Consider the following 19,916-nt stretch of genomic DNA (forward strand, 5'->3'; position numbering starts at 1 on the left):
CATCGAGATGTTCTACAACCCGATCCGCCGGCATGGTTCCGCTGGCGGCGTGTCACCGGTAGAGTTTGAAAGGCGCTACGCGCAGAGCGGCAACTGAGTGTCTACAGAACTCTGGCCGGTCCAGTACCAAGGGGCATTGTGCAGATGATTCGCCCCGCCACATGGTGACATGCAGCGCCTTACTTCGCAGATTTCACGTATTAACGTGACGCGTCACACGCAATCGGAAGCGCATTGCTGGACAGGCATGTCGCATCTGCCTCGCTCACAACCTCGCCGGGCAAATGCCGACACTCGTCATGCGTGCACCACCGACATGGCCGATAGCGTTGCAGCGCAAGGCTCCAGCTTGTTTTCGTCGTATGCAACGATTCTGAAAATGTTGAAAGTAGTGACGTCATCAGCCCTACTGCATTGGCATCGCGCACAACCGGGCGTATTCCTTGCCGTGCCACCTTGAACAGGTGGCCGGGATTCGAAACCCCGGTTCTACGCTGAAGTAAACGCTTGCCAGCCGGCATCACCCATCAGGTGGTGCCGGCTGGCAATCCGTCGGCCTGCTATGGCGGGCGGTGCGTGGAGGCCTTGCGCCTGCCGGTTTAGCGTAGACCGGGTTTCGAACCTCGCATCGTCCGCCACCTTTATCGGTGGCGGCTTCTGCATGCACGCAAGGAGCCCCGCCATGACCCAGCCCCACTCCCCTGCCCCGCACCCGATCCACGACGCGCCTGCGAATGGCCCTGCGCTGGACCCGAACACCCTCATCGCCCTGCTGCACAGCATCGGCTCTGGCGTCGCCTCCGATGGCCAGCCGTGGCCTGAACGCCATCAGATGCCCGGTAGACGCATCGCCTTGGCGGATACCGATTGCTCGCTGGCCGGGCTTCGCGTGGTCCTGGAGATTCTGCTGGCCGCGCAGCGCGCCCGCGAAAATGGCGAGCTGGAGCAGTACGTTGGCCCGCGCGTGATGGAGGGGCTGATCATGGCCGGAATCGGCCTTAGCGCACACGCCAGTACCCGACTGCATCCGGAGGGCTGAGTGGCCTGGTGGCGCTGGGCGGCCACCGCGCTCTGTCTTGTGGTGGTGGTTGCGGCACAGACGCAGTGGCTGGCACCGCCCAAGCCCTCGCCTATCGGTTTCCACAGCATCCCCGGCGATCGCTTTCTGCAGTTGCGCCGCCAAGCCATGCAGTTCGTGCAGGCTCGGCCACTACAGAGCTTCCAGTTCGTTGAGCGGCGCCGAGATGCCGAGTTCCAGGTTCATTGCCGAGGCATACCCGTGCTGTGGCTGGAGAGGCGCTCGCAACATCTGCTGTTGCAGGTCTCACTGGACGCGAAGCAGCGGGCGCCTGCCGTTATGCGGTTGCGGGCGCTCCTCGAATGGCAGTTGGAGCCGTTGGGTTACCTGGAGCAGGTCCTGGCTGACGTGCCGGAACCTGTTCTGTTGGATCGGGTGCTGCAGATTCTTGCTGGTGATGTGCCTGATGGGGCGCGATGTGGCGTGCCGTAGTCGAGCATGGCTCGACTCTACAGGGCTGCGGGCAGCGAGGGTTCGGGGTCCGGCTCTGCCGCTAGTCATCTGCTTGACGGGCGTTGGCACCGTGATCGTGCGACTCGACCTCGGCATCGATCCAGCCCGCATCGCGCGCACGCGCAAGATCTTCTGGCGTATCGATATCCAGGCCCAGTGCCGGTGCCTTTAGGACATGCACCGTATCGGCAGGAAGTTGCCGCAGGCGCGCTCCGAAGCCGCGGTCACCGGTTGCACGCGCAGAGTTGAACCATGCACGCGGCACTACTGCAGGAATGCCAGGCGCGTCTCCATGACGGGTGCCAGCGCACCCTGACGCCGAGGCGCGGGCACCCGAAAGCAGCGCCTGCAGATGGGAGCGCTCGATTGCGGGCTGGTCGCATGCCACGACCATCACCGCGGTCACCGTGGGCAGCAGGTGTGCGCCGGCAACCTGCAGACTGCTCGCCAGGCCGCGTTCCCAGTGCTGGTTGGTTACCGGGGTGGCGTCCAGCCCGGCAATGCTGGATGTCACGGCCTGTGCGTTCGCGCCGACCACGACCAGTACCTGCGCTGGCGCGACCTCGCGCGCCAACCGCACCACGCGATGTACCAGGGTCTCGCCCTGCCGGGTCAGAAGCTGCTTGGGCTGGCCAAGTCGGGTGCTCCCGCCGGCAGCCAGCACGACGACCGCATGCGCATCAGTCACCTGCCGTGCGCGCTTCGCCATTGCTGCAGCTGCGCAGCGATGCTGAGCGAAATCGCCTCTGGCCCTCGGCCGCCGATGTCCAGGCCGACCGGTGACCGAAGTCTCGGGGAAAGGCGGTGGCGCTGATCCGGTGTCAGCAACTTGAACAGGTCCTCGCGCCTTCGCCGCGGACCCAGCAGTCCAATGAACATAACTTTGGTATCAGCCAGGGCCACCAGCGCCTCCCGGTCCAGTTCGAAATCGTGATGCATCACCAGTACCGCGTCGCACGGGTCGCCATGAAGGGCCTCGGCCGGGCTGGTCTGAAGATGCGCGTCTGCGCACTGCCCGGCTGAGGCCCAGCGCGCTCGCCGTTCGGCCACGCTGACCCGCCACCCCAAGCCCCGCAGCAACGGAACCAGGAGGGGCGTTTCCGGACCGCCCCCCAACACCAGGGCCCGCGGAAGCCGGGGCAACGGCAAACGCCACGCACCCTCGCCAAAGGACTGCGTACCGTCCATCGGGTGCAGCTGCCACGTCCGCTCGCGACAGCCCGCGCGGAAAACGATCTGCCCCGATGCGCGCAGCTCGCGCTGTAGTGGCACGCCCTCGCGCAGCCATGCCTCGATGACGTCGTCGATGCCGGCCATGGCACGCAAGGGCAGGAGCGCAATCCGCAGCCGGCCGCGGCACCCGAGCGCGGACCCACTCAACAGATCGTCGTCACTGCGGGTGTCGATCTCAATCCAGTCGACCCGGCCTGCAGCGCTCACCTGCTCCGCGCGTCGCGCGAGCTCGGGCTCCAGGCATCCGCCGCTCAGCCAGCCGACCTGGCTGCCGTTGCAGAACAGCACCATGTCGCCGGCACCGGCGTAGGTGGAGCCATCGGTTTCCAGCACCAGCGCGAGCACGGCGTACTCCCCCGCGCGCACGCGCGTCAATGCCGTCTCGAGTACGCCGCGCGGGCTGCCTTCGGCGAGGAAGCCCGGCGCTGCCGACAGGTCCTCGGCAAGATCGCCGGGCTCCCCTCCGCCTGCGGCGGAGACCTCCAGAGTGGTCGAGGCTGCGGGTCGGTCCATGCGCACCGTCAGCCTACGTCGGGCAAGCCGGGCAGCAGCTTGTCCAGGGTAATGGGATAGTTGCGCACGCGCACGCCGGTTGCGTTGTAGACCGCATTGGCGATCGCGGCGCCGACCCCGCAGATGCCCAGTTCACCCACACCCTTGGCCTTCATCGGCGAGATCACCGGATCCAGCGTGTCGAGGAAGACCACTTCCTGGTACGGGATGTCGGCGTGCACGGGAACCTCGTAGCCGGCCAGGTCGTGGTTGATGAACAAGCCAAGCCGTTTGTCGACCACCAGCTCCTCCATCAGGGTCGCGCCCGCGCCCATCACCATCCCGCCGATGACCTGGCTGCGCGCAGAGAGCGGATTGAGGATCCGCCCGCCATCGCATACGGCAAGCATGCGGCGGATGCGCGTCTCTCCCGTGTAGGCATGCACGGCAACCTCGCAGAAATGCCCTGCATAGGTGCCCACGTCATAGCCTTGCTTGAAGTCGCCGAAGGCAATGCCGTCCTCCGCCGACAGTGTCCCCGCCTCTGCCAGCTTGATCGTCCGCCCACCCGCCTGGATGCGGCCATTGGCGAAGTCTGCGGTGTCGCCGTCGAAGCCCAGTTTCTCGCCCACCTTGCGGCGCAGGCTGACGCACGCCGCGTACACGCCTGCGGTGGAGCTTGCCGCGCCCCACTGGCCGCCGGAACCGGCGGAGGCGGGATGACGGGAGTCGCCGAGGGTCACCTGGACCCGCTCCAGCGGCACGCCCATGGTTTCGGCTGCCGTCTGCGCGATGATTGTGTAGGAGCCGGTGCCGATGTCGGTCATGTCGGTCTCGACAATCACTCCGCCCTGGCCGTCAAGCCTGACCCGCGCCGCCGACTTCATTGTCGGTGCACCGCGATAGCCCGCAGATACGCCCATGCCGATCAGCCAGTCCCCTTCCCTGACCTGCGCCGGCCTGGGGTTGCGCTTGTTCCAGTTGAAGCGCTCCGCGCCTTCGCGCAGGCAGCGCACCAGGTTGCGGTCGGAGAACTTCTTGGACGGATCGCCGGGTACCACCTCGGGCTCGTTGAGGATGCGGAACGCGATCGGGTCGAGGCCCAGCTTCTCGGCCATTTCGTCCATCGCCACTTCCAGCGCCATGTGGCCGGGTGCTTCGCCCGGTGCGCGCATCGCATTGCCTTCGGGCATGTCGAGCGTGGCGATGTAATTGGCCACCAGGCGGTTGGCGCCTGCATAGAGCTTGGGCGTCTGCAGGGTGCCGTTCTCGCCGTCCTCACCGTTGATGTTGCCCGACCAGTTCTCATGGGCGATGGCGGAGATCCGGCCATCCTTTCCGCAGCCGATCCGCACGCGCTGGAGGGTGGCGTGCCGGTGCGTGGTGTTGTTGGGCATCAACGGGCGCTGCAGTGCGATCTTCACCGGCCGCCCGACCTGCTTGGCCGCCAGCGCGGCCAGCACCGCGTCGGCACGGATGAACAGCTTGCCGCCGAAGCCGCCGCCGATATAGGGCGAGTCCACGCGCACCTTGGCAGGATCGATGCCGAGGATCGCCGCCATGCCCTGCCTGGCCCAGTCGATCATCTGGTTCGCCGTCCATAGCGTGAGCGTGTCGCCCTCCCAGGCGGCGATGGTGGCGTGCGGCTCCATCATCGAATGACTTTCGTCGGAGGTGTGGTAGGTCTCGTCGAGCTTGACCGCCGCGCTCGCGTAAGCGGTGTCGAAATCGCCGAGCGTCTGCCGGTCGGGCTTGCCACCGCGCCCCTTTGCCAGCGGCGCGGACGGCGCCAAGGCTGGGAAATCGAAGCGGCCCTTGCCGCGCTCGTAGCGGGTGCGGATCAGCGCCGCGGCGGCGCGGGCCTGCTCGAAGGTCTCTGCCACCACGCAGGCGATGGCCTGGTGGTAGTGGGCCACTTCGGGTCCGCCGAACAGCGGCGCGTTGTTCCAGTTCGATTTGCCGACCGGCGTGGTTTCCGGTGCGGTGATGACCGCCAGTACGCCGGGGGCGGCGCGTGCGCGGGAGGCATCCATCGAAATGATGCGCCCCTTGCCGATGCCCGCACCGACGATGTAGCCGTAGGCCTGGTTCGGAGCCACGTCATGGCGCTCGTAGGCATAGGGGGCGGTGCCGGTGGTCTTGCGTGGACCGTCGATGCGCGGCGTCGACTTGCCGACGACCTTGGCCTTGTCGAACAGGTTGTCGCCGGCGGGGGCGTTGAATTCAAGGAGCATCAGCGCTCTCCTTCCACCAGCACGGCTGCTAGGGTGCGCTCGGCGAGCGCGATCTTGAACGCGTTCTCCCGCGTCGGGCGGGCACCGGCGAACACCTGCCGGGTCGCGGCCTTTACGCCGTCGCGCAGCAGCGGTTCGGCTGCCTCGACGCGCCACGGCTTCGGCGCGACCCCACCGAAGGCGAACCGCGCCGAGCCGTCACGCTGCACGACCGCGGCGACCGACACCAGTGCGAACGCATAGGACGCGCGGTCACGTACCTTGTGGTACACGTGCCGACCGCCCAGGGGTTGTGGCAGCGTGACGTGGGTGATCAGCTCACCGCGCTGCAGCACGTTGTCCTGCTGCGGCCTGTCGCCGGGGGAGCGATGGAAATCGGCAATCGGGATGCTGCGCGTACTGCCGTCACCCCTGACGGTCTGGATCGAGGCGTCCAGCACCCGCAGGGCCACCGCCATGTCGCCCGGATAGGTCGCGATGCAGCTGTCCGAAGTGCCGATCACGCCCATCTGCCGGGAGAACCCCTCGAGTGCGCCGCAGCCGGATCCGGGCAGGCGCTTGTTGCAGGGCAGATTGGGATCGTAGAAATACGGGCAGCGCGTGCGCTGCAGCAGGTTGCCGCCGGTGGTGGCTTTGTTGCGCAACTGCCCGGAAGCACCTGCCACGATCGCGCGGGTCAGCACCGCGTAGTCGCGGCGCACGCGCTCATGTGACGCCAGTGCGGTATTGGTGACCAGCGTGCCGATGCGCAGGCCGCCTTCGTCGGTGGGTTCGATCCTGTCCAGGCCGATGTCCTGCACATCGACCAGGTGCGCTGGCGTCTCGACCTCCAGCTTCATCAGGTCGAGCAGATTGGTCCCTCCGGCCAGGAACTTCGCGCCCTCGGTACCGGCGACGGCCTTGGCGGCCTCGGCCGGGGATTTCGCGCGTTCGTAACTGAAGGCCCTCATGCGCGCCTCCCTGCAGAGGTGACGCCAGCGACCTCTGCCATCGCCTCGGCAATATTGGAATAGGCGCCGCAGCGGCAGAGGTTGCCGCTCATGCGTTCGCGCATTTCCATGTTGGTGGCCCGGGGCCGTGCGCTGATGTCCGCCTGTACATGGCTGGGCACACCCCGCTTGATCTCGTCCAGGACCGCCACCGCCGAACAGATCTGCCCCGGCGTGCAATACCCGCACTGGTAGCCATCATGCTTGATGAAGGCGGCCTGCATCGGATGCAGGTCATCGGGAGTTCCGAGGCCTTCGATGGTGGTGATGGCATCGCCCTGGTGCTGTACCGCCAGGCTGAGGCAGGCATTGATGCGCTCACCGTTGACCAGCACGGTACAGGCACCGCATTGACCGTGGTCGCAGCCCTTCTTGGTCCCGGTCAGCTTCAGATGTTCGCGCAGGGCATCGAGCAGCGTGGTCCGGGTGTCGAGCTCAAGCTCCCGCCGCTCGCCGTTGACGGTCAAGGCCACCGTGCTGATGACCGGCGGCCTGGGCGGCGGGGGCGCCGCCAGTTCGGCGGCGAGCGATGATGCCCCCGGTGCGGCGGACATCGCCACGGTCGTGACGCCGCCGGCGATCACCTGGCGACGCGTCAACTTCATTCCTTCATCACAACTTGGCACAGTGACCTCCTGGCGTTCGGGGAAACCCCGTGGCTGGATGGACGCGCTCACACTACCGAAGGGCCACTATGCCCATCTGCGGGGTACAGATCTGTGAAGTCGGCGAAATGTACGAACCTGCCAAGGCAGTCAGCCTGAGTGCCCAGAAGAACATGTTGTAGCAAGTCCGAAGAAATCGACTGCATCCAGCCCTTTCATGGACACCCGGACTCATTCCCAGCCTGCAGGCCAACTACGGCGGGCTTGTCTGAGTTGCCACTTCCCATGGTCGAGCATGGCTCGACTCTACAGAGGCGAAGCCTGCGGGCCGACCCGCACATGCACCGCATGGCTGATGCCACGATGGAACATCTTGGCGTATGGGCAGACGCGTTCGGTGTTGCGCACCAGTTCGCAGGCGAGGTTCTCATCCATGCCGGGAAGATGTACCACGATCTCGGCCGACAGCAGGTACAGCCCATCTGCCGGATCACGGGCGAAGGTGACCGCCACCTCGATGCTGGGGTTGTGCAGCAGCAGGCCGGCACGCGCGGCCACCAGCACCAGTGCACCGTGGAAGCAGCCGGCATAGCCCGCAGCCAGCAGCTGCTCGGGATTGGCGCCGCCGCCAGGCCCGCCGAGCTCCGGCGGCAGGCGCAGGTCCACCGCCAGTGCACCGTCGTCCGATCGCACGACGCCGGACGCCCGCCCATGCTGGGCCTGGCCTCCGCTCACCCGCACGCGGCCGGTGTACAGCGGCTTCACGTCGTCGCCCTGGTAGCGGTCCAGCATGGCAGGCGAAGGCGGCTTCAGCTCGGTCATTGCACGGCTCCATCAAACGCAGCTGCGGCAGGCGATCGATTCGCCGCTCAGGCAGGCTGCCGCTGCAACAGACCGGACTGCTGCAGCCAGGCTTCGAAATCGACCTGCCCCAGCCACGCGTGGCCGGCCGGCACCAGCGTCTCGATCTGCAGCGGCGCGCCGAAGTACAGTGCATCGGCGTCCGCCACCACCTGCCGGGAATCACCCGTCAGTTGCAGATAGCGCCTGGCCAGATCCGCCATCGCGCTGCGCTGCGGCCCGGCGATCTCCAGCACGCCATTGGCTGGCGCCTGCTGCGCGATGCGTGCCACCGCTTCGGCAACATCCTCGGCGGCAATCGGCTGCACGTCGGCGGCCGGCAGCCGCACGGCCGTCCCGTCGCCGGCGGACTGGATGATGCCCGGCAGGAACTCGAAGAACTGCGTGGAATGGATGATGGTGTACGGCAGGCCCGAGTCGCGGATCAGCCGCTCCTGGGCGATCTTGCCGCGGAAGTAGCCACTGGCGGCAAGCTTGTCGGTGCCAACAACAGAAAGCGCGACATGGTGGCGCACGCCGGCACGGGTGGCGGCCGCAAGTATGTTGTGGCTGGCGGTCACGAAGAACGAAAGCACTGCTGCGTCTTCGAACGAGGGCGAGTTGGCCAGGTCCACCACCACGTCGACGCCGTCCATGGCGGCATCCAGGCCCTCACCGGTCAGCACATCCACCCCGGTGGAGGGCGCTGCCACCACGATCTCATGCCCGGCGACACGCAGGCGCTCCACCACCTTGCTGCCGATGCGGCCGGTACCACCGATGACGAGGAACTTCATTGCGTGTCTCCTGGAATATAGAGGGGCTACCGGCGTGTGGCCGGGCGCAGGCATCGTAGGTGGCGCGGGCGCGAGGCAGTAGGTCCGTGACCGGCCGCGCACTGTTGCCCGGCACGCACCAGTACGCTCAGGCCAAGGCAGGCTGTGCGCCTGGCTTCAGAGGGGTGGCCTGCTGGCGTGCTTCCCAGTGCGAGATCACATCCAGTTCGAGCGCGCGCACCCGCTGCGTGCTGAAGTCGATGAAGGCACGCACGCGCTTGGGCAGCTGGCGGCGGCTGAGGTAGCACAGGTAGTGGCCGCGATCGAGTGGCGCATGCCGATCCAGGCAGGTCACCACCCTGCCCGCCCACAGCGCTTCACGCACCTGATAGCTGGGCAGCTGGGCGATGCCCAGCCCGTCGATGACGGCCTGCAGGGCCAGGTCGGCATCGTTGAACACCAGTGCGGTCGGCGGCTGCAGGTGCACTTCGGCACCGTGGACACGGAATTCCCAGGGCTGCATGCGTCCGCCCGGCAGGCGCCGCCCGATGCAGGCATGCGTGGGCAGCGTGTCCACCGACGCGGGCAGGCCGTGCACCTGCGCGTACGCCGGTGATGCACATACGACCAGCTGCATCGGCACCAGCTGCTTGGCGATCACTTGGCTGTCTTCCAGTAGGCCGTCGCGAAACGCCACGTCGATGCGATCACCGGCCAGGTCGGGGGCCTGCTCGTCCAGCAGCAGCTCCACGGATACCTGCGGGTACTCGGCACGGAAGGCTGCCAGCAAGGGCGCAATCACCCGACGGCCGAAGCCGTGGCTGGCACTGATGCGCAGGTGCCCGCGCGGCGGGCCCTCGCGCAGGTCGCGCATTTCCTCCAGCGCCTGCAGGATGCAGGTCACGCCCGGGTTGCAGCCCTCCAGGAACAGCTCGCCTTCGCGGGTGAGCGTGGTCGAGCGCGTGGTGCGCAGGAACAACCGCACGCCCAGCTGGCTTTCCAGCTTCTGCACGCTGCGGCTGACGGCCGAGCGGCCGATGCCGAGCCGGTCGGCCGCGCGCGCGAAGCTGCCCTCGGACGCCACTGCAATGAAGGCCAGCACGCCGGCGTAGCTGGTGGAGAAGGACGCATTGAGCGCATCGTGGCCGTCGCTGGCCAGGCGGGGCGTTGCGGCGTTCATGGGTGGCCTGGCTCCGGGCGGGCACGTTGTGCGTGCAGGTGGCTCCGCGCCAGCTTCAACCGTTGCCTGCACGCGGCAAGATCGAGCCCCAGCAGGGGCACGATGTCCTCGAATCCGGCACCCAGCACGTCATGCAGCAACAGTACCGCACGTGCATCGGGCGGCAGTTCGCGCAATGCGGAGAGGAAGGCCTGCCAGACCTGTTCGCTGGCAGGGCGCGATGCGGTGCGCAGGTGCGATGAGGTGTCCATGCCCGGCAGACGGCCGAGCATCGCCCGCTGTGACAGGACATTGGTGCTCTTCATGCAACAGCGTGCGGCCCGGCCCCCGCCTACCGACATTGCGAATGCAGGCCTAGCCTCGCTGTGCCCTTCACACGCTACAGGAACACACCATGACCGCACGCCTGGATTACGCCGCGCAATCCCCCGAACTGTTCAAGAAGCTCGGCCTCTACTCGCATGCCGCCCACACCGCCTCGATCGAAGGTGCCATCATCGATCTGGTCAACATCCGTGCATCGCAGCTCAACGGCTGTGGCTTCTGCCTGGACATGCACGTGAAGGAGGCCACCCTGCGTGGTGAGCGCCCGCTGCGCCTGCATCACCTGGCGGCATGGCGTGAATCGACGCTGTTCAGCCCGCGCGAGCGCGCCTGCCTGGCCTGGACCGAAGTACTGACCCAGCTGCCGGCACAGGGCGTGCCCGACGAGCTGTACGCGCGCGTGCGCGGCCAGCTGTCCGATCAGGAGATTGTCGACCTCACCCACGCGGTGATGGCGATCAACGCCTGGAACCGCGCCAACGTTGCCTTCCGTACCACGCCCGGCACGCTGGACGCGGCCTTTGGCCTGGACAAGGCCGGCCTAGCCTGATCCTTCCGCCGCTGCCCCATGCTGCGGCCCTGCTCTACCGCTTTGGAGACCTGCCATGCGTCGTTCTGTTCTGGCCCTGTTTGCGCTGCTGCCACTGTGCGGCGCTGCCGCCACCCCGCCCTCTGCTGCGCCCCAGCCCCTGGTGCGCGAGGTGATGACCCGCGCCCTGCCGGAGCAGCCCGGCAAGGAAGCGCTGATCCTTACCGTGGAGTATCCGCCGGGTGGCGCCGATCCTGTCCACCGCCACGATGCCCATGGCTTCGTCTATGTCCTGGAAGGGCGGATCGTGATGGGTGTTGCTGGCGGCAAGGAAGTCACCCTTGGCCCGGGCGAGGCCTTCCATGAAGGCCCGGCCGATCTGCACACCGTAGGCCGCAACGCCAGCGCCACCGAGCCGGCGAAGTTCGTGGTGTTCCTGATCAAGGACATCGGCAAGCCGGCGGTGCTGCCGCCGCACTGATCGCACGTCCGGCGCTGGCACCAACGACAGGTTCCCGGGTGTCACAATCCGGGGACCTGTCCCGTCTACGCTGGCATGGACGAATCCACTGCGCTGTTCTCACGCCTCCGCCCACGCCTGTTCGGCGTGGCCTACCGCATGCTTGGGTCTTCGCACGAAGCCGAAGACGTGGTGCAGGATGTCTGGCTGCGCTGGCATGGCACCGACCAGTCACAGATCGAGAATCCGGAAGCCTGGCTGGTGGCGACCACCACCCGTCGCGCCATTGATGGCCTGCGCCTGGCCCGGCATGCGCGCGAACACTATGTGGGCATGTGGTTGCCCGAGCCGCTGCTGACCGATGACACCGCCACGCCCGAGTACGTGCTGGAAACCGCCAGCGATCTGTCGGTCGCCTTCCTCAGTGTGCTGGAACGGTTGGCCCCGGATGCGCGTGCGGCTTTCCTGCTGCACGATGTGTTCGATCAGGATTACGCGGTGGTCGCGCGCACCCTGGACAAGACAGAGGCCGCCTGCCGGCAGATCGTGCATCGCGCGCGCCAGCAGCTCAGGCAGGAGCGCCCCCGCTACAACGTCCCGCAGGACGTGCACCAGAAACTGCTGCGCCGCTTCGCCGAGGCTGCATCCAGTGGCGATTTCCGCACGATGAAGGCGTTGATGGCCGAATCGGCCGAGCTGGTGGGTGACGGCGGCGGTATCGTCACCAGCTTCCCAGGGCCGATGGTCGGGGGCGCACGCATTGCCCAGCTGCTGTATGCCCCGCACCTGCGGCGCAGCGCGCAGTTGCGGATGGTACCGGCCATGCTCAACGGACGGCTGGGACTGCTGCGCTATTTCGATGGCGAGCTGGAGGCGGCGATGGCCTTCGAGACCGATGGCGAGCGGATCACGCAGGTTCTGGTGCAGCGCAACCCGCGCAAGCTGCAGCGGTTGGCTCGCCCTATCGCCATCCAGTAGTTCCACGCCAGCCAGGGATGGCGTCCGTTGCCGGCCGCCCTTGCGGGATTCGAGCGGGGCGCCGATGCGCCCCGTCGAAAACTTCTGCTTGCGCTGTAACCGCAGGATCCGATCAGAAGTCCCAGAACACCGGCACCCAGCGGAAAGTCTCGCCCTCCAGCGACACCCGGCCCACTGACGGGAACGGAAGATGCGTGGCCACCAGCATTTCGCCGGTGCCGGCCAGTTCCTTCAGCAGAGCAACGCGAACGCGTGCGGATTCCTCCGGGTCGTGCTCGAAGCCGTTGTGCCAGTTCGGTTGGTCGAAGCCGACCGCGAACACCGCGTCACCGGCAAAGGTCAGGGCCTGCCCCGCAGACGCCACGCGCACCACGCAGTGGCCCGGGGTATGCCCACCGGTACGGCGGGCCGTCACGCCCGGTGCGATCTGCTGTTCGTCCTGGAAGGTGTGCACATAGCTGCTGTACTCGGCCCAGAAGTGCTTGGCCATGGCGCGCAGCGCATCGGGGAAGCCCTGCGGCATGTTGGTACGGCTGAAGTCCGGCGACTTCCAGAACTCGACTTCCGCGGCTGCGACGTGGATTTTCAGGTCCGGGCGCAGCTGTTCCTTTACGCCTTCAACCAGCAGGCCGCCGACGTGGTCCATGTGCATGTGGGTGATCACCACGTCGGTGATTTCGCTCAGGTTGATACCGGCGGCACCGAGGCGGCGGATCAGCTGGCCGGCGCGCGGCAGCTGCAGGTCCGGGTCCATGCCCAGGCCGGCATCGATGAGGATGGCGCGATCACCGCTGTGCACCACCATCACGTTCAATGCCCAGTCGAAAGCATCCTGGGGCAGGTACATCTCTTCGAACCATTGGGCACGGTCGTCCGCCGGCACGTTGTGGCCGAGCATCTGGGTGGGCAACGGAAGGACGCCATCGCTGATCACCAGCACTTCGATGTCGCCCACTTTCAGGGCGTAGCGCGAGGGCACCAGTTCATCGAGGGCGGGAGCAATGGGCGCGGCGGTGTTTTCCATACTGAACATGAGGGATCTCCACGATGAGGCGTTGGGCGGGCAGCAATGCAAGGCTGGCGCGAACGAATCCGGGCGCTTGCCCATGGCGCAGGCCGTGACATTGCCAGGGCACGGTTGCCTGGCAGGCCAGCGCTGCGGAGTTCATGGGAAGACGGGCCACTGCGCGGGCAATGGGCCCGGAACACGGCAGGTGCCGTGTGGGATCAGCCTAGGCAGCACGCCGCAGGTGCGGTAGGTCCGTGAAGGGGTACGTCATGTTGCGTTCCGGGAAGCAATGCGGCAGCGGCTGCAATGTCACCATTGCAAGCGCCTCTGGCTCGTTCGGTGGTGCGCAGGCCCAGGTCGGGCAGCTTCGGACGATCATTCAGTCGACCCTGCTGTGGATTCGTGCACGCAGGACGATCTATCAAGAAATTCGGACTTGTCATATCCCTGGCGCCTGATCGCGGGCGCAAAGTACCTCTCACCACCCACCCATGAGAGTTCCCGCATGAACACCTTCGCCCGTACCCTGGCCGTTGCCGCCCTCGCCCTCTCGGTCCAGGCCGGCCTGTCCGCGCAGGCTGCCGAACCGGCCACGCCGGCGGCAGTCACCAGCATCGCGCGCACCGCCAGCTACATCACCACCGCCGATGGCGTGCAGCTGTACTACAAGGACTGGGGCCCGAAGAACGGCCCGGTCGTGACCTTCAGCCACGGCTGGCCGTTGAACTCGGACAGCTGGGAGTCGCAGATGATCTTCCTGGCCAACCATGGCTACCGCGTGATCGCGCATGACCGTCGTGGCCACGGTCGTTCCAGCCAGCCGTGGGATGGCAACGACATGGATCACTACGCTGATGACCTGGCCACGGTGATCAATACGCTGGACCTGCACGATGTGACCCTGGTGGGCTTCTCCACCGGTGGCGGCGAAGTGGCGCGCTACATCGGCCGGCACGGCACTGGACGGGTGAAGAAGGCCGTGCTGATCAGCTCGGTGCCGCCGTTCATGCTGAAGACCGCCGACAACCCGAACGGCCTGCCGATCGAAGTGTTCGACGGCATCCGCAAGGCACAGATGGAGAACCGCGCGCAGCTGTACAAGGACATTCCGTCGGGCCCGTTCTATGGCTTCAACCGCCCGGGCGCGAAGGTGTCGCAGGGGCTGATCGATGCGTGGTGGGCGCAGGGCATGCAGGGCGGCCACAAGAACACCTACGATTCGATCGCCGCGTTCTCGGCCACCGATTTCCGCGCCGACCTGAAGAAGTTCGATGTTCCTACCCTGGTGATCCACGGTGACGACGATCAGATCGTGCCGATCGATATCTCGGGCCGCCAGTCGGCAAAGCTGATCAAGGGCGCAAAGCTGATTGTCTACCCGGGTGCGCCGCACGGCCTGACCGACACCCACAAGGACAAGGTCAACCAGGATCTGCTGGCGTTCCTGCAGGAAAAGTGAGTGTACGGGGCTCCGTCGTGATGGCGGAGCCCTTCCTGCCCAAAGGCAGGGCCGGCACCGGACGAGCGCCGGCTGCCACGTCAGTGCACGATTGCGGCCGTGGGATTTCAAGCCAGTCATGGCGCGCGGTGTGCCCTTGATGAAGGGTTAACCTCCAACAAAGCATACTGCGCTCTCACGGCTCTTCTCCGGCGCAGAATCCTTTGCTCCCGTGTCCAGCCCCAGACGACACGGCCATGCATCCTCCCAATGCCTTCCGGATCCACGCGATCCAGCCCGTTCTTGCACGCAATGGTGCCATCGTTCGCCTCGATCAGTTGCGATCGACCTGCAAGAGCTGCGGCTTGCGCTCATCAATGACTCAGGACGAGGGCCTCAAGACGAGTCCATTGGGCACGACGCTCACGTGCCCCGCGTGCGGTGCCACGGGGCTGATGGACGAGGTGGAGATATGGCACCACTGGCTCGATCAGTGCCGGCGGGAACGGATGCTGGCGCTCTTCGATCCCGCACCTGACGAACCTCTGGAGCCTGATGGCCCCGAATGAGAGCGACGCATGGACTGTCCGGCCGGCGCCTCAGCGCCGTGCCTCACCCGTCGCCCGGGTGCCGCCCCGCCAGGCTGCCCATCGTGAAGGCGTAGCCGGCCTCCTCCAGCAGCGCTCTCATGCGCAGCTCCACACGCCGGGGGGAAAGCAGGCTGTTGGGCGCGTACAGGGCATAGAGGTAGCCTGCGCCGTCGATGATCTCGCGGCGCACGGCGCACTCATTGGATTCGGCAGCCTCGGACCAGACGGACATCAACCTGGCGGGACTGATGGATTGGCCGTTGCGAAGACGGAAGAACAGCCAGCGCACTCCCAGGGAACGCACCGGATTCAACCTAGCCATTGCGAACCCCCGATGCGCCGGAAAAGGTCCCTCAGGACCTCTGGATCCAAGCGTGGATGCTCGTCTTTCGAAGAGCGCGGAAGGTCGATACGTGCGGCGCCGTTCACCAGCGCGGGCAGATCGGACTGAAGGTCGATCCACCACCCCGCGGGCAGCCGGAGCCCCGTGCGCGTTCTATCGTAGATGCAGATCGGAAAAGTCATCGCGTTGCTCCTGGATGACCCGAGCATACGCCTGCGCGATGTCAGGTCCGGATGCGACGCCTAGGAAGATGCCGCATCGGCGCGCTTTGCGCATTCGAATACGTGTGCTTCGTCCTGCTGGACCCTGCGGAACGACTCCAGCCAGCCGAACGCTGCGCCACGATTGTGAATCGTTTCGCCAAGCCTTCCGGTCAGGCACCGTGCACACTCCATCCCACCAGGACTGGGCGCATCGCAGCAACGGCATTGCGCCATCGTCGTCGTTCTCTCCGGGCGGCACTGGTACATGATCTTGGTCATCAGGCTGATCGCCTGGCTTTGCGAGGACATGCGCGCTCCCTGTCTGCTGCGCGGAAGCAGCCGCGCGACGCGCGGCTCCTCCTGTTCTTCAGCGACGCGTATCACCGCCGGGACCGCCTTTCCTTTGGTCCGTTGGATTCGAGTCGCTACGATCCTTCTTGTCCTGCTGCTGTTGTTCGCCTTGCCGGCCAGGCTCCTCCGCGCTGGGCTCGCCCCCCTCGACCTGCCCCTGCTGCACGGGCTGTTCTGCTTCAGCGGAAGCGTTGGAGCGGTCATTCCTGTTCTGTTCGGGGACGCTGTTCATTTCGATTCTCCGTCGCAGCAAGTGTGCTGCCGATTGACTGTGGGCCTGTTGCCGTTACGGGAACGTGCCGGCAAGCGCGTTGTATGAACGGTTGTGATGAACAGGCTCCCGGCAGCAAGCGTGTACAGTGAGGTTTCGAACAGGGGTAGGCGCCGTGAGCCGCGGAAGAAGCAAGCACGTTGTCGATGTGGAGCGCGAGCTGGCCCACTGGGAAACCGCGTTCAACCTGGGCGCGTTGCCCGCGGTGAGTTTCCGGCACGAAGTGGCGCCGGTCATCCGGCTTGCCTGCGACATCTATGTGAGAGATCCGCACGGTACCCGGTCAGCCTGGATGGACGATCTGCAGTGCCGCCTTGCGAAACGATCAAGCCTGCGCGGCCACCCTGGCGCGGCAGAGATTGCCGATCGTTGCTGGACGCTGCTGTCCTGCGGCTAGGCGCCTCCTGCCGGATGATTCCGCTCGCGCACACCCTGCCCCAGCTCGGATGCCAGGAACGGTGCCGTCCTGCTGCCCTTGGCGCGGGCCACCTGATGCGGCGTCCCAGCCGCCACGATGGTGCCGCCCGCGCCGCCAGCGCCCGGGCCGACGTCAATCACCCAGTCGGCCTGCGCGACAGAACGCATGTCGTGCTCGATCATCACTACCGTGTTGCCTGCGTCCACCAGCCGCTGAAGCTGCATCAGCAGCCTGTCCGCGTCTGCCGCATGCAGGCCGGTGGTGGGTTCGTCCAGCACGTACAGCGTGCGCCCGCGCTGGCTGCGCTGCAACTCTGTGGTCAGCTTGATGCGTTGCGCCTCGCCACCTGAAAGTTCGGTGGCTGGCTGGCCCAGCCGCAGGTAGCCCAGGCCGATCTCCTGCAGCAGCTGCAGCGGGCGGGCGATGGCCTCTTCTTCGGCGAAGAACGTATGGGCCTGGTCCACCGTCATCTGCAGGACCTCGGCAATGTTGCGGCCGTTCCACTGCACCCTCAGCGTGGCTTCGTTGTAGCGGGCGCCGTGGCAGGTGGGGCATGGTGCATAGACGCTGGACATGAACAGCAGTTCGACGCTGACGAAGCCCTCGCCTTCGCAGGTTTCGCATCGGCCCTTGGCCACGTTGAACGAAAAGCGGCCTGCGTCGAATCGGCGGCGGCGCGCGTCGGGTGTCGCGGCGAACAGCTTGCGCACGTGGTCGAACAGGCCCGTGTAGGTAGCCAGGTTGGAGCGTGGCGTACGCCCGATGGGCTTCTGGTCTACCTGTACCACGCGTTGAATGGCGTCTACGTCGCCGGCCAGCTGGCCCCGAGTGGCTTCGATCACGGTGGGTCCATCCGTGGGCGCGCTGTCGGCGCCGTCGTCTGCTGTCTCATGCCCAAGGTGCAGCAGCATCAGCTCAGGCAGCGCCTGCGCCATCAGGCTGGACTTGCCCGATCCGGAAATGCCGGTCACTGCAGTCAGCAACCCCAACGGCACCTGCGCATCCACGCCGTGCAGGTTGTGGCGATGGATGCCTTGCAGCGCCAGCCAGCTGTTGGCACTGCGCTGCCGGCTGGCCGGCGCGGGCACCCGGTCGAACAGGTACTGCGCCGTGCGCGAATCCTGGACGTTGCGCAGGCCATCAGGCTCGCCACTGTAGAGAACACGTCCGCCATGCTCTCCTGCCTGCGGGCCGACATCCACCAGCCACTGCGCGCGGCGCATCAGCTCCAGATCATGTTCAACAACGAACACCGAGTTACCGCCGTCGCGCAGCCGTTCCAGTGCGTCGTACAGCGCTTGGCTGTCGGCCGGATGCAGGCCGGCCGAGGGTTCGTCGAGCACGTACAGCACGCCGAACAGCAACGAGCTGAGCTGCGTGGCCAGGCGCAGGCGCTGCAGTTCGCCGGCCGACAGTGTGGGCGTGGCGCGGTCCAGCGAGAGATAGCCCAGGCCGAGCTCGCGCAGTTGTCGTACCCGCGCCATGACCCCACCCGCCAGCCGTTGTGCCGCTAGGCGCTTTTCCTCAGACAAGGCTGAGGTCAGACGCACGTCGGGTGCGCCGGCGTGGGTCGCGCGGCCACTTGCTGCCCGCTTGGCGCGATCGCGGGGCGTTGCACGCCTGCTGGTACGCGCGCCGTGGCTGTGTGCACTGAAGTCGCCCTGCGCGATGGGCTCGAGCAAGGCCGCCAGCTGGTCCAGCGGCAGCCGCATGAACTCGCCGATGTCCACGCCGGCGAAGGTGACCGACAGTGCTTCCGGCTTCAGGCGCTTTCCGTGGCAGGCGGGGCACAGCCGGCCCTCCATGTAGCGGGAAACACGCTTGCGCATCAGCGCGCTCTGGGTGTTGGCAAAGGTGTGCAGCACGTAGCGGCGTGCGCCGGTGTACGTGCCCATGTAGCTGGGCTCGAGCTTGCGCTTGAGCGCGGCGCGGGTCTCGGCGGGCGTGAACCCGGCATAGACCGGCACGGTCGGGGTTTCCTCGGTGAACAGGATCCAGTCCCGGTCCTTCTTCGGCAGCTTCTTCCACGGCACATCGATGTCGTAGCCCAGCGTGACCAGGATGTCGCGCAGGTTCTGGCCATGCCAGGCCGGTGGCCAGGAGGCGATGGCGCGCTCGCGGATGCTCAGCGATGGGTCCGGCACCATCAGCGCTTCGGTCACCTCATAGACGTGCCCCAGGCCGTGGCAGGTGCTGCAGGCACCCTGTGGGGTGTTGGGCGAGAAGTCTTCGGCGTACAGCATGGGCTGGTGGGCCGGGTAGGCCCCCGCTCGCGAGTACATCATGCGCACCAGGCTGGACAGCGTGGTCACGCTGCCCACCGACGAGCGCGCATTGCTCGCGCCGCGCTGCTGCTGCAAGGCCACCGCCGGCGGCAGGCCGTCGATGGCATCCACGTCGGGCACGCCGGCCTGGTCGATCAGGCGACGCGCGTACGGCGCGACGGATTCGAAGTAGCGCCGCTGCGCCTCGGCGAAGACCGTGCCGAAGGCCAACGAGGACTTGCCGGACCCCGAGACGCCGGAGAACACCACCAGTGCATTGCGTGGAATGGAGACATCAACATTCTTCAGGTTGTGCTCGCGCGCACCGCGGACCTCGATGCAGCCGCTGGCTGCGGCAGCACATGACGATTCGCCAAAGGGGGTGTTGGACATCTCAGCATTCCTGCATTCGGTGGGCGGATCGCGCATGGTGCGCCCGAGGGGCCATTGTCGCCGCTGCGGAGTGAATGGCGTGAGGGCGCCGGAAGCGGGATGTTGTCTTCACCTCCCGTTCGTACGGCCTTGCCCAGCCAAGGGCTAGCGTTGGGTGCCCACACACCGGAGGCCGTCATGCACCCCGACGTACTTGGCTGGGCCGCCACGGCGGTACTGATGGCAACCTTGATCCGGCAGATGGTGAAGCAGTGGCAGTCGTCCAACCCGGAAGCCGTGTCCAGGTGGCTGTTCGCAGGCCAGATGACCGCATCTGCGCTGTTCACGGTGTACAGCGCGATGCTGGGCAGCGTGGTCTTCGTGGTGACCAATGCGATGCTGCTGTTGACGGCGGTGGTGGGCCAGGTGATGGCGTGGCGCCGCCGCGGCCGACGCCGGGCTCCCCCGCCCTGCTGATTGTTAATG

At 66.5% G+C, this 19,916-nt stretch carries 23 protein-coding genes; 9 read left to right on the top strand and 14 right to left on the bottom strand.

From position 1 onward, the window contains the following. The first annotated feature begins 682 nt into the window (after nucleotides 1-682). Together WDC87_RS03895 and WDC87_RS03900 are read left to right on the top strand one after the other, a co-directional pair. Entirely contained in the window at nucleotides 683-1,039 is a 357-nt protein-coding gene (locus WDC87_RS03895) for a hypothetical protein (RefSeq protein WP_188249917.1), read from the top strand. Continuing rightward, nucleotides 1,040-1,510: a hypothetical protein gene (locus tag WDC87_RS03900; protein ID WP_252745480.1), complete on the top strand. Its 471-nt coding sequence runs from the start codon at nucleotides 1,040-1,042 to the stop codon at nucleotides 1,508-1,510. A 61-nt stretch (nucleotides 1,511-1,571) separates the two neighbouring features. Here the strand turns inward: WDC87_RS03900 and WDC87_RS03905 are convergent, their stop codons facing one another. The 9 genes from WDC87_RS03905 to WDC87_RS03945 all read right to left on the bottom strand — a co-directional run bounded on the left by WDC87_RS03905 (nucleotide 1,572) and on the right by WDC87_RS03945 (nucleotide 10,185). Next, nucleotides 1,572-2,240 carry a nucleotidyltransferase family protein gene (locus WDC87_RS03905; protein WP_252745479.1) on the bottom strand — a complete coding sequence of 223 codons (669 nt, stop codon included), beginning with the start codon at nucleotides 2,238-2,240 and terminating at the stop codon, nucleotides 1,572-1,574. After that, nucleotides 2,216-3,277, bottom strand: coding sequence for an XdhC/CoxI family protein (locus tag WDC87_RS03910; protein ID WP_252745478.1), 1,062 nt, complete (start codon nucleotides 3,275-3,277; stop codon nucleotides 2,216-2,218). Before WDC87_RS03910 ends, WDC87_RS03905 begins: the two co-directional genes overlap by 25 nt. A gap of 8 nt (nucleotides 3,278-3,285) precedes the next feature. Further along, nucleotides 3,286-5,490 (bottom strand): aldehyde oxidoreductase molybdenum-binding subunit PaoC, encoded by a 2,205-nt coding sequence (paoC, locus tag WDC87_RS03915; protein WP_252745477.1) that lies wholly within the window; start codon nucleotides 5,488-5,490, stop codon nucleotides 3,286-3,288. After that, nucleotides 5,490-6,440: a xanthine dehydrogenase family protein subunit M gene (locus tag WDC87_RS03920; RefSeq protein ID WP_252745476.1), complete on the bottom strand. Its 951-nt coding sequence runs from the start codon at nucleotides 6,438-6,440 to the stop codon at nucleotides 5,490-5,492. Before WDC87_RS03920 ends, paoC begins: the two co-directional genes overlap by 1 nt. Beyond that, complete coding sequence (gene paoA / locus WDC87_RS03925) at nucleotides 6,437-7,084, bottom strand: aldehyde dehydrogenase iron-sulfur subunit PaoA (protein ID WP_301655214.1); 648 nt, start codon at nucleotides 7,082-7,084, stop codon at nucleotides 6,437-6,439. Before paoA ends, WDC87_RS03920 begins: the two co-directional genes overlap by 4 nt. A 306-nt stretch (nucleotides 7,085-7,390) precedes the next feature. Next, nucleotides 7,391-7,906, bottom strand: a complete 516-nt coding sequence (locus WDC87_RS03930; RefSeq protein ID WP_252745475.1) for an Ohr family peroxiredoxin — start codon at nucleotides 7,904-7,906, stop codon at nucleotides 7,391-7,393. Between the two features lie 47 nt (nucleotides 7,907-7,953). After that, nucleotides 7,954-8,721 (bottom strand): SDR family oxidoreductase, encoded by a 768-nt coding sequence (locus WDC87_RS03935; RefSeq protein WP_252745474.1) that lies wholly within the window; start codon nucleotides 8,719-8,721, stop codon nucleotides 7,954-7,956. Between the two features lie 127 nt (nucleotides 8,722-8,848). Beyond that, entirely contained in the window at nucleotides 8,849-9,880 is a 1,032-nt protein-coding gene (locus WDC87_RS03940; RefSeq protein WP_252745473.1) for a LysR family transcriptional regulator, read from the bottom strand. After that, a complete protein-coding gene (locus tag WDC87_RS03945) occupies nucleotides 9,877-10,185 on the bottom strand; it encodes a sigma factor-like helix-turn-helix DNA-binding protein (RefSeq protein ID WP_252745472.1) in 309 nt (102 codons plus the stop codon). Before WDC87_RS03945 ends, WDC87_RS03940 begins: the two co-directional genes overlap by 4 nt. Nucleotides 10,186-10,274: 89 nt before the next feature. On the opposite strand from WDC87_RS03945, the gene WDC87_RS03950 reads away from it, so the two are divergent. The 3 genes from WDC87_RS03950 to WDC87_RS03960 all read left to right on the top strand — a co-directional run bounded on the left by WDC87_RS03950 (nucleotide 10,275) and on the right by WDC87_RS03960 (nucleotide 12,171). Further along, complete coding sequence (locus WDC87_RS03950) at nucleotides 10,275-10,754, top strand: carboxymuconolactone decarboxylase family protein (protein WP_180867889.1); 480 nt, start codon at nucleotides 10,275-10,277, stop codon at nucleotides 10,752-10,754. A 55-nt stretch (nucleotides 10,755-10,809) separates the two neighbouring features. Then, a complete protein-coding gene (locus WDC87_RS03955; protein WP_069138529.1) occupies nucleotides 10,810-11,214 on the top strand; it encodes a cupin domain-containing protein in 405 nt (134 codons plus the stop codon). A 75-nt stretch (nucleotides 11,215-11,289) separates the two neighbouring features. Continuing rightward, nucleotides 11,290-12,171: an RNA polymerase sigma-70 factor gene (locus tag WDC87_RS03960; RefSeq protein ID WP_065186738.1), complete on the top strand. Its 882-nt coding sequence runs from the start codon at nucleotides 11,290-11,292 to the stop codon at nucleotides 12,169-12,171. Between the two features lie 112 nt (nucleotides 12,172-12,283). Here the strand turns inward: WDC87_RS03960 and WDC87_RS03965 are convergent, their stop codons facing one another. Further along, nucleotides 12,284-13,204, bottom strand: coding sequence for an MBL fold metallo-hydrolase (locus tag WDC87_RS03965; protein WP_252745471.1), 921 nt, complete (start codon nucleotides 13,202-13,204; stop codon nucleotides 12,284-12,286). A gap of 481 nt (nucleotides 13,205-13,685) precedes the next feature. On the opposite strand from WDC87_RS03965, the gene WDC87_RS03970 reads away from it, so the two are divergent. Further along, nucleotides 13,686-14,639, top strand: a complete 954-nt coding sequence (locus WDC87_RS03970) for an alpha/beta hydrolase (RefSeq protein WP_252745470.1) — start codon at nucleotides 13,686-13,688, stop codon at nucleotides 14,637-14,639. Nucleotides 14,640-14,875: 236 nt separating this feature from the next. Then, nucleotides 14,876-15,187: a hypothetical protein gene (locus WDC87_RS03975; RefSeq protein ID WP_252745469.1), complete on the top strand. Its 312-nt coding sequence runs from the start codon at nucleotides 14,876-14,878 to the stop codon at nucleotides 15,185-15,187. Between the two features lie 43 nt (nucleotides 15,188-15,230). Here the strand turns inward: WDC87_RS03975 and WDC87_RS03980 are convergent, their stop codons facing one another. From WDC87_RS03980 to WDC87_RS03990, 3 genes are all read right to left on the bottom strand, one after another. Beyond that, the gene (locus WDC87_RS03980; protein ID WP_252745468.1) at nucleotides 15,231-15,530 is read right to left on the bottom strand and encodes a hypothetical protein; all 300 of its coding nucleotides are present in this window, start codon (nucleotides 15,528-15,530) and stop codon (nucleotides 15,231-15,233) included. Between the two features lie 263 nt (nucleotides 15,531-15,793). Then, nucleotides 15,794-16,063 carry a hypothetical protein gene (locus tag WDC87_RS03985; RefSeq protein ID WP_005416562.1) on the bottom strand — a complete coding sequence of 90 codons (270 nt, stop codon included), beginning with the start codon at nucleotides 16,061-16,063 and terminating at the stop codon, nucleotides 15,794-15,796. A gap of 58 nt (nucleotides 16,064-16,121) precedes the next feature. Beyond that, a complete protein-coding gene (locus WDC87_RS03990; RefSeq protein WP_252745467.1) occupies nucleotides 16,122-16,337 on the bottom strand; it encodes a hypothetical protein in 216 nt (71 codons plus the stop codon). 154 nt (nucleotides 16,338-16,491) lie between these two features. On the opposite strand from WDC87_RS03990, the gene WDC87_RS03995 reads away from it, so the two are divergent. Continuing rightward, the gene (locus WDC87_RS03995) at nucleotides 16,492-16,773 is read left to right on the top strand and encodes a hypothetical protein (protein WP_072167046.1); all 282 of its coding nucleotides are present in this window, start codon (nucleotides 16,492-16,494) and stop codon (nucleotides 16,771-16,773) included. Here the strand turns inward: WDC87_RS03995 and WDC87_RS04000 are convergent. Next, nucleotides 16,770-19,451, bottom strand: coding sequence for an excinuclease ABC subunit UvrA (locus tag WDC87_RS04000; RefSeq protein ID WP_252745466.1), 2,682 nt, complete (start codon nucleotides 19,449-19,451; stop codon nucleotides 16,770-16,772). The two genes, WDC87_RS03995 and WDC87_RS04000, sit on opposite strands and share 4 nt — an antisense overlap. Before the next feature lie 177 nt (nucleotides 19,452-19,628). On the opposite strand from WDC87_RS04000, the gene WDC87_RS04005 reads away from it, so the two are divergent. Beyond that, nucleotides 19,629-19,907 (top strand): hypothetical protein, encoded by a 279-nt coding sequence (locus WDC87_RS04005; RefSeq protein ID WP_072167048.1) that lies wholly within the window; start codon nucleotides 19,629-19,631, stop codon nucleotides 19,905-19,907. The last annotated feature ends 9 nt before the right edge of the window (nucleotides 19,908-19,916 follow it).

The sequence above is a fragment of the Stenotrophomonas maltophilia group sp. Smal12 genome (assembly GCF_037079935.1).
GTDB classification, from domain to species: domain Bacteria; phylum Pseudomonadota; class Gammaproteobacteria; order Xanthomonadales; family Xanthomonadaceae; genus Stenotrophomonas; species Stenotrophomonas sepilia.

Coding starts and splice junctions, on each gene's coding strand:
- WDC87_RS03965 (WP_252745471.1), bottom strand. CDS start 13,204: ATGTTCAGTATGGAAAACACCGCCGCGCCCATTGCTCCCGCCCTCGAT.
- WDC87_RS03955 (WP_069138529.1), top strand. CDS start 10,810: ATGCGTCGTTCTGTTCTGGCCCTGTTTGCGCTGCTGCCACTGTGCGGC.
- paoC (WP_252745477.1), bottom strand. CDS start 5,490: ATGCTCCTTGAATTCAACGCCCCCGCCGGCGACAACCTGTTCGACAAG.
- WDC87_RS03990 (WP_252745467.1), bottom strand. CDS start 16,337: ATGAACAGCGTCCCCGAACAGAACAGGAATGACCGCTCCAACGCTTCC.
- WDC87_RS03970 (WP_252745470.1), top strand. CDS start 13,686: ATGAACACCTTCGCCCGTACCCTGGCCGTTGCCGCCCTCGCCCTCTCG.
- paoA (WP_301655214.1), bottom strand. CDS start 7,084: ATGAAGTTGACGCGTCGCCAGGTGATCGCCGGCGGCGTCACGACCGTG.
- WDC87_RS03940 (WP_252745473.1), bottom strand. CDS start 9,880: ATGAACGCCGCAACGCCCCGCCTGGCCAGCGACGGCCACGATGCGCTC.
- WDC87_RS03960 (WP_065186738.1), top strand. CDS start 11,290: ATGGACGAATCCACTGCGCTGTTCTCACGCCTCCGCCCACGCCTGTTC.
- WDC87_RS03975 (WP_252745469.1), top strand. CDS start 14,876: ATGCATCCTCCCAATGCCTTCCGGATCCACGCGATCCAGCCCGTTCTT.
- WDC87_RS03920 (WP_252745476.1), bottom strand. CDS start 6,440: ATGAGGGCCTTCAGTTACGAACGCGCGAAATCCCCGGCCGAGGCCGCC.
- WDC87_RS04000 (WP_252745466.1), bottom strand. CDS start 19,451: ATGTCCAACACCCCCTTTGGCGAATCGTCATGTGCTGCCGCAGCCAGC.
- WDC87_RS03910 (WP_252745478.1), bottom strand. CDS start 3,277: ATGGACCGACCCGCAGCCTCGACCACTCTGGAGGTCTCCGCCGCAGGC.
- WDC87_RS03950 (WP_180867889.1), top strand. CDS start 10,275: ATGACCGCACGCCTGGATTACGCCGCGCAATCCCCCGAACTGTTCAAG.
- WDC87_RS03895 (WP_188249917.1), top strand. CDS start 683: ATGACCCAGCCCCACTCCCCTGCCCCGCACCCGATCCACGACGCGCCT.
- WDC87_RS03985 (WP_005416562.1), bottom strand. CDS start 16,063: ATGTCCTCGCAAAGCCAGGCGATCAGCCTGATGACCAAGATCATGTAC.
- WDC87_RS03905 (WP_252745479.1), bottom strand. CDS start 2,240: ATGGCGAAGCGCGCACGGCAGGTGACTGATGCGCATGCGGTCGTCGTG.
- WDC87_RS03980 (WP_252745468.1), bottom strand. CDS start 15,530: ATGGCTAGGTTGAATCCGGTGCGTTCCCTGGGAGTGCGCTGGCTGTTC.
- WDC87_RS03945 (WP_252745472.1), bottom strand. CDS start 10,185: ATGAAGAGCACCAATGTCCTGTCACAGCGGGCGATGCTCGGCCGTCTG.
- WDC87_RS03935 (WP_252745474.1), bottom strand. CDS start 8,721: ATGAAGTTCCTCGTCATCGGTGGTACCGGCCGCATCGGCAGCAAGGTG.
- WDC87_RS04005 (WP_072167048.1), top strand. CDS start 19,629: ATGCACCCCGACGTACTTGGCTGGGCCGCCACGGCGGTACTGATGGCA.
- WDC87_RS03930 (WP_252745475.1), bottom strand. CDS start 7,906: ATGACCGAGCTGAAGCCGCCTTCGCCTGCCATGCTGGACCGCTACCAG.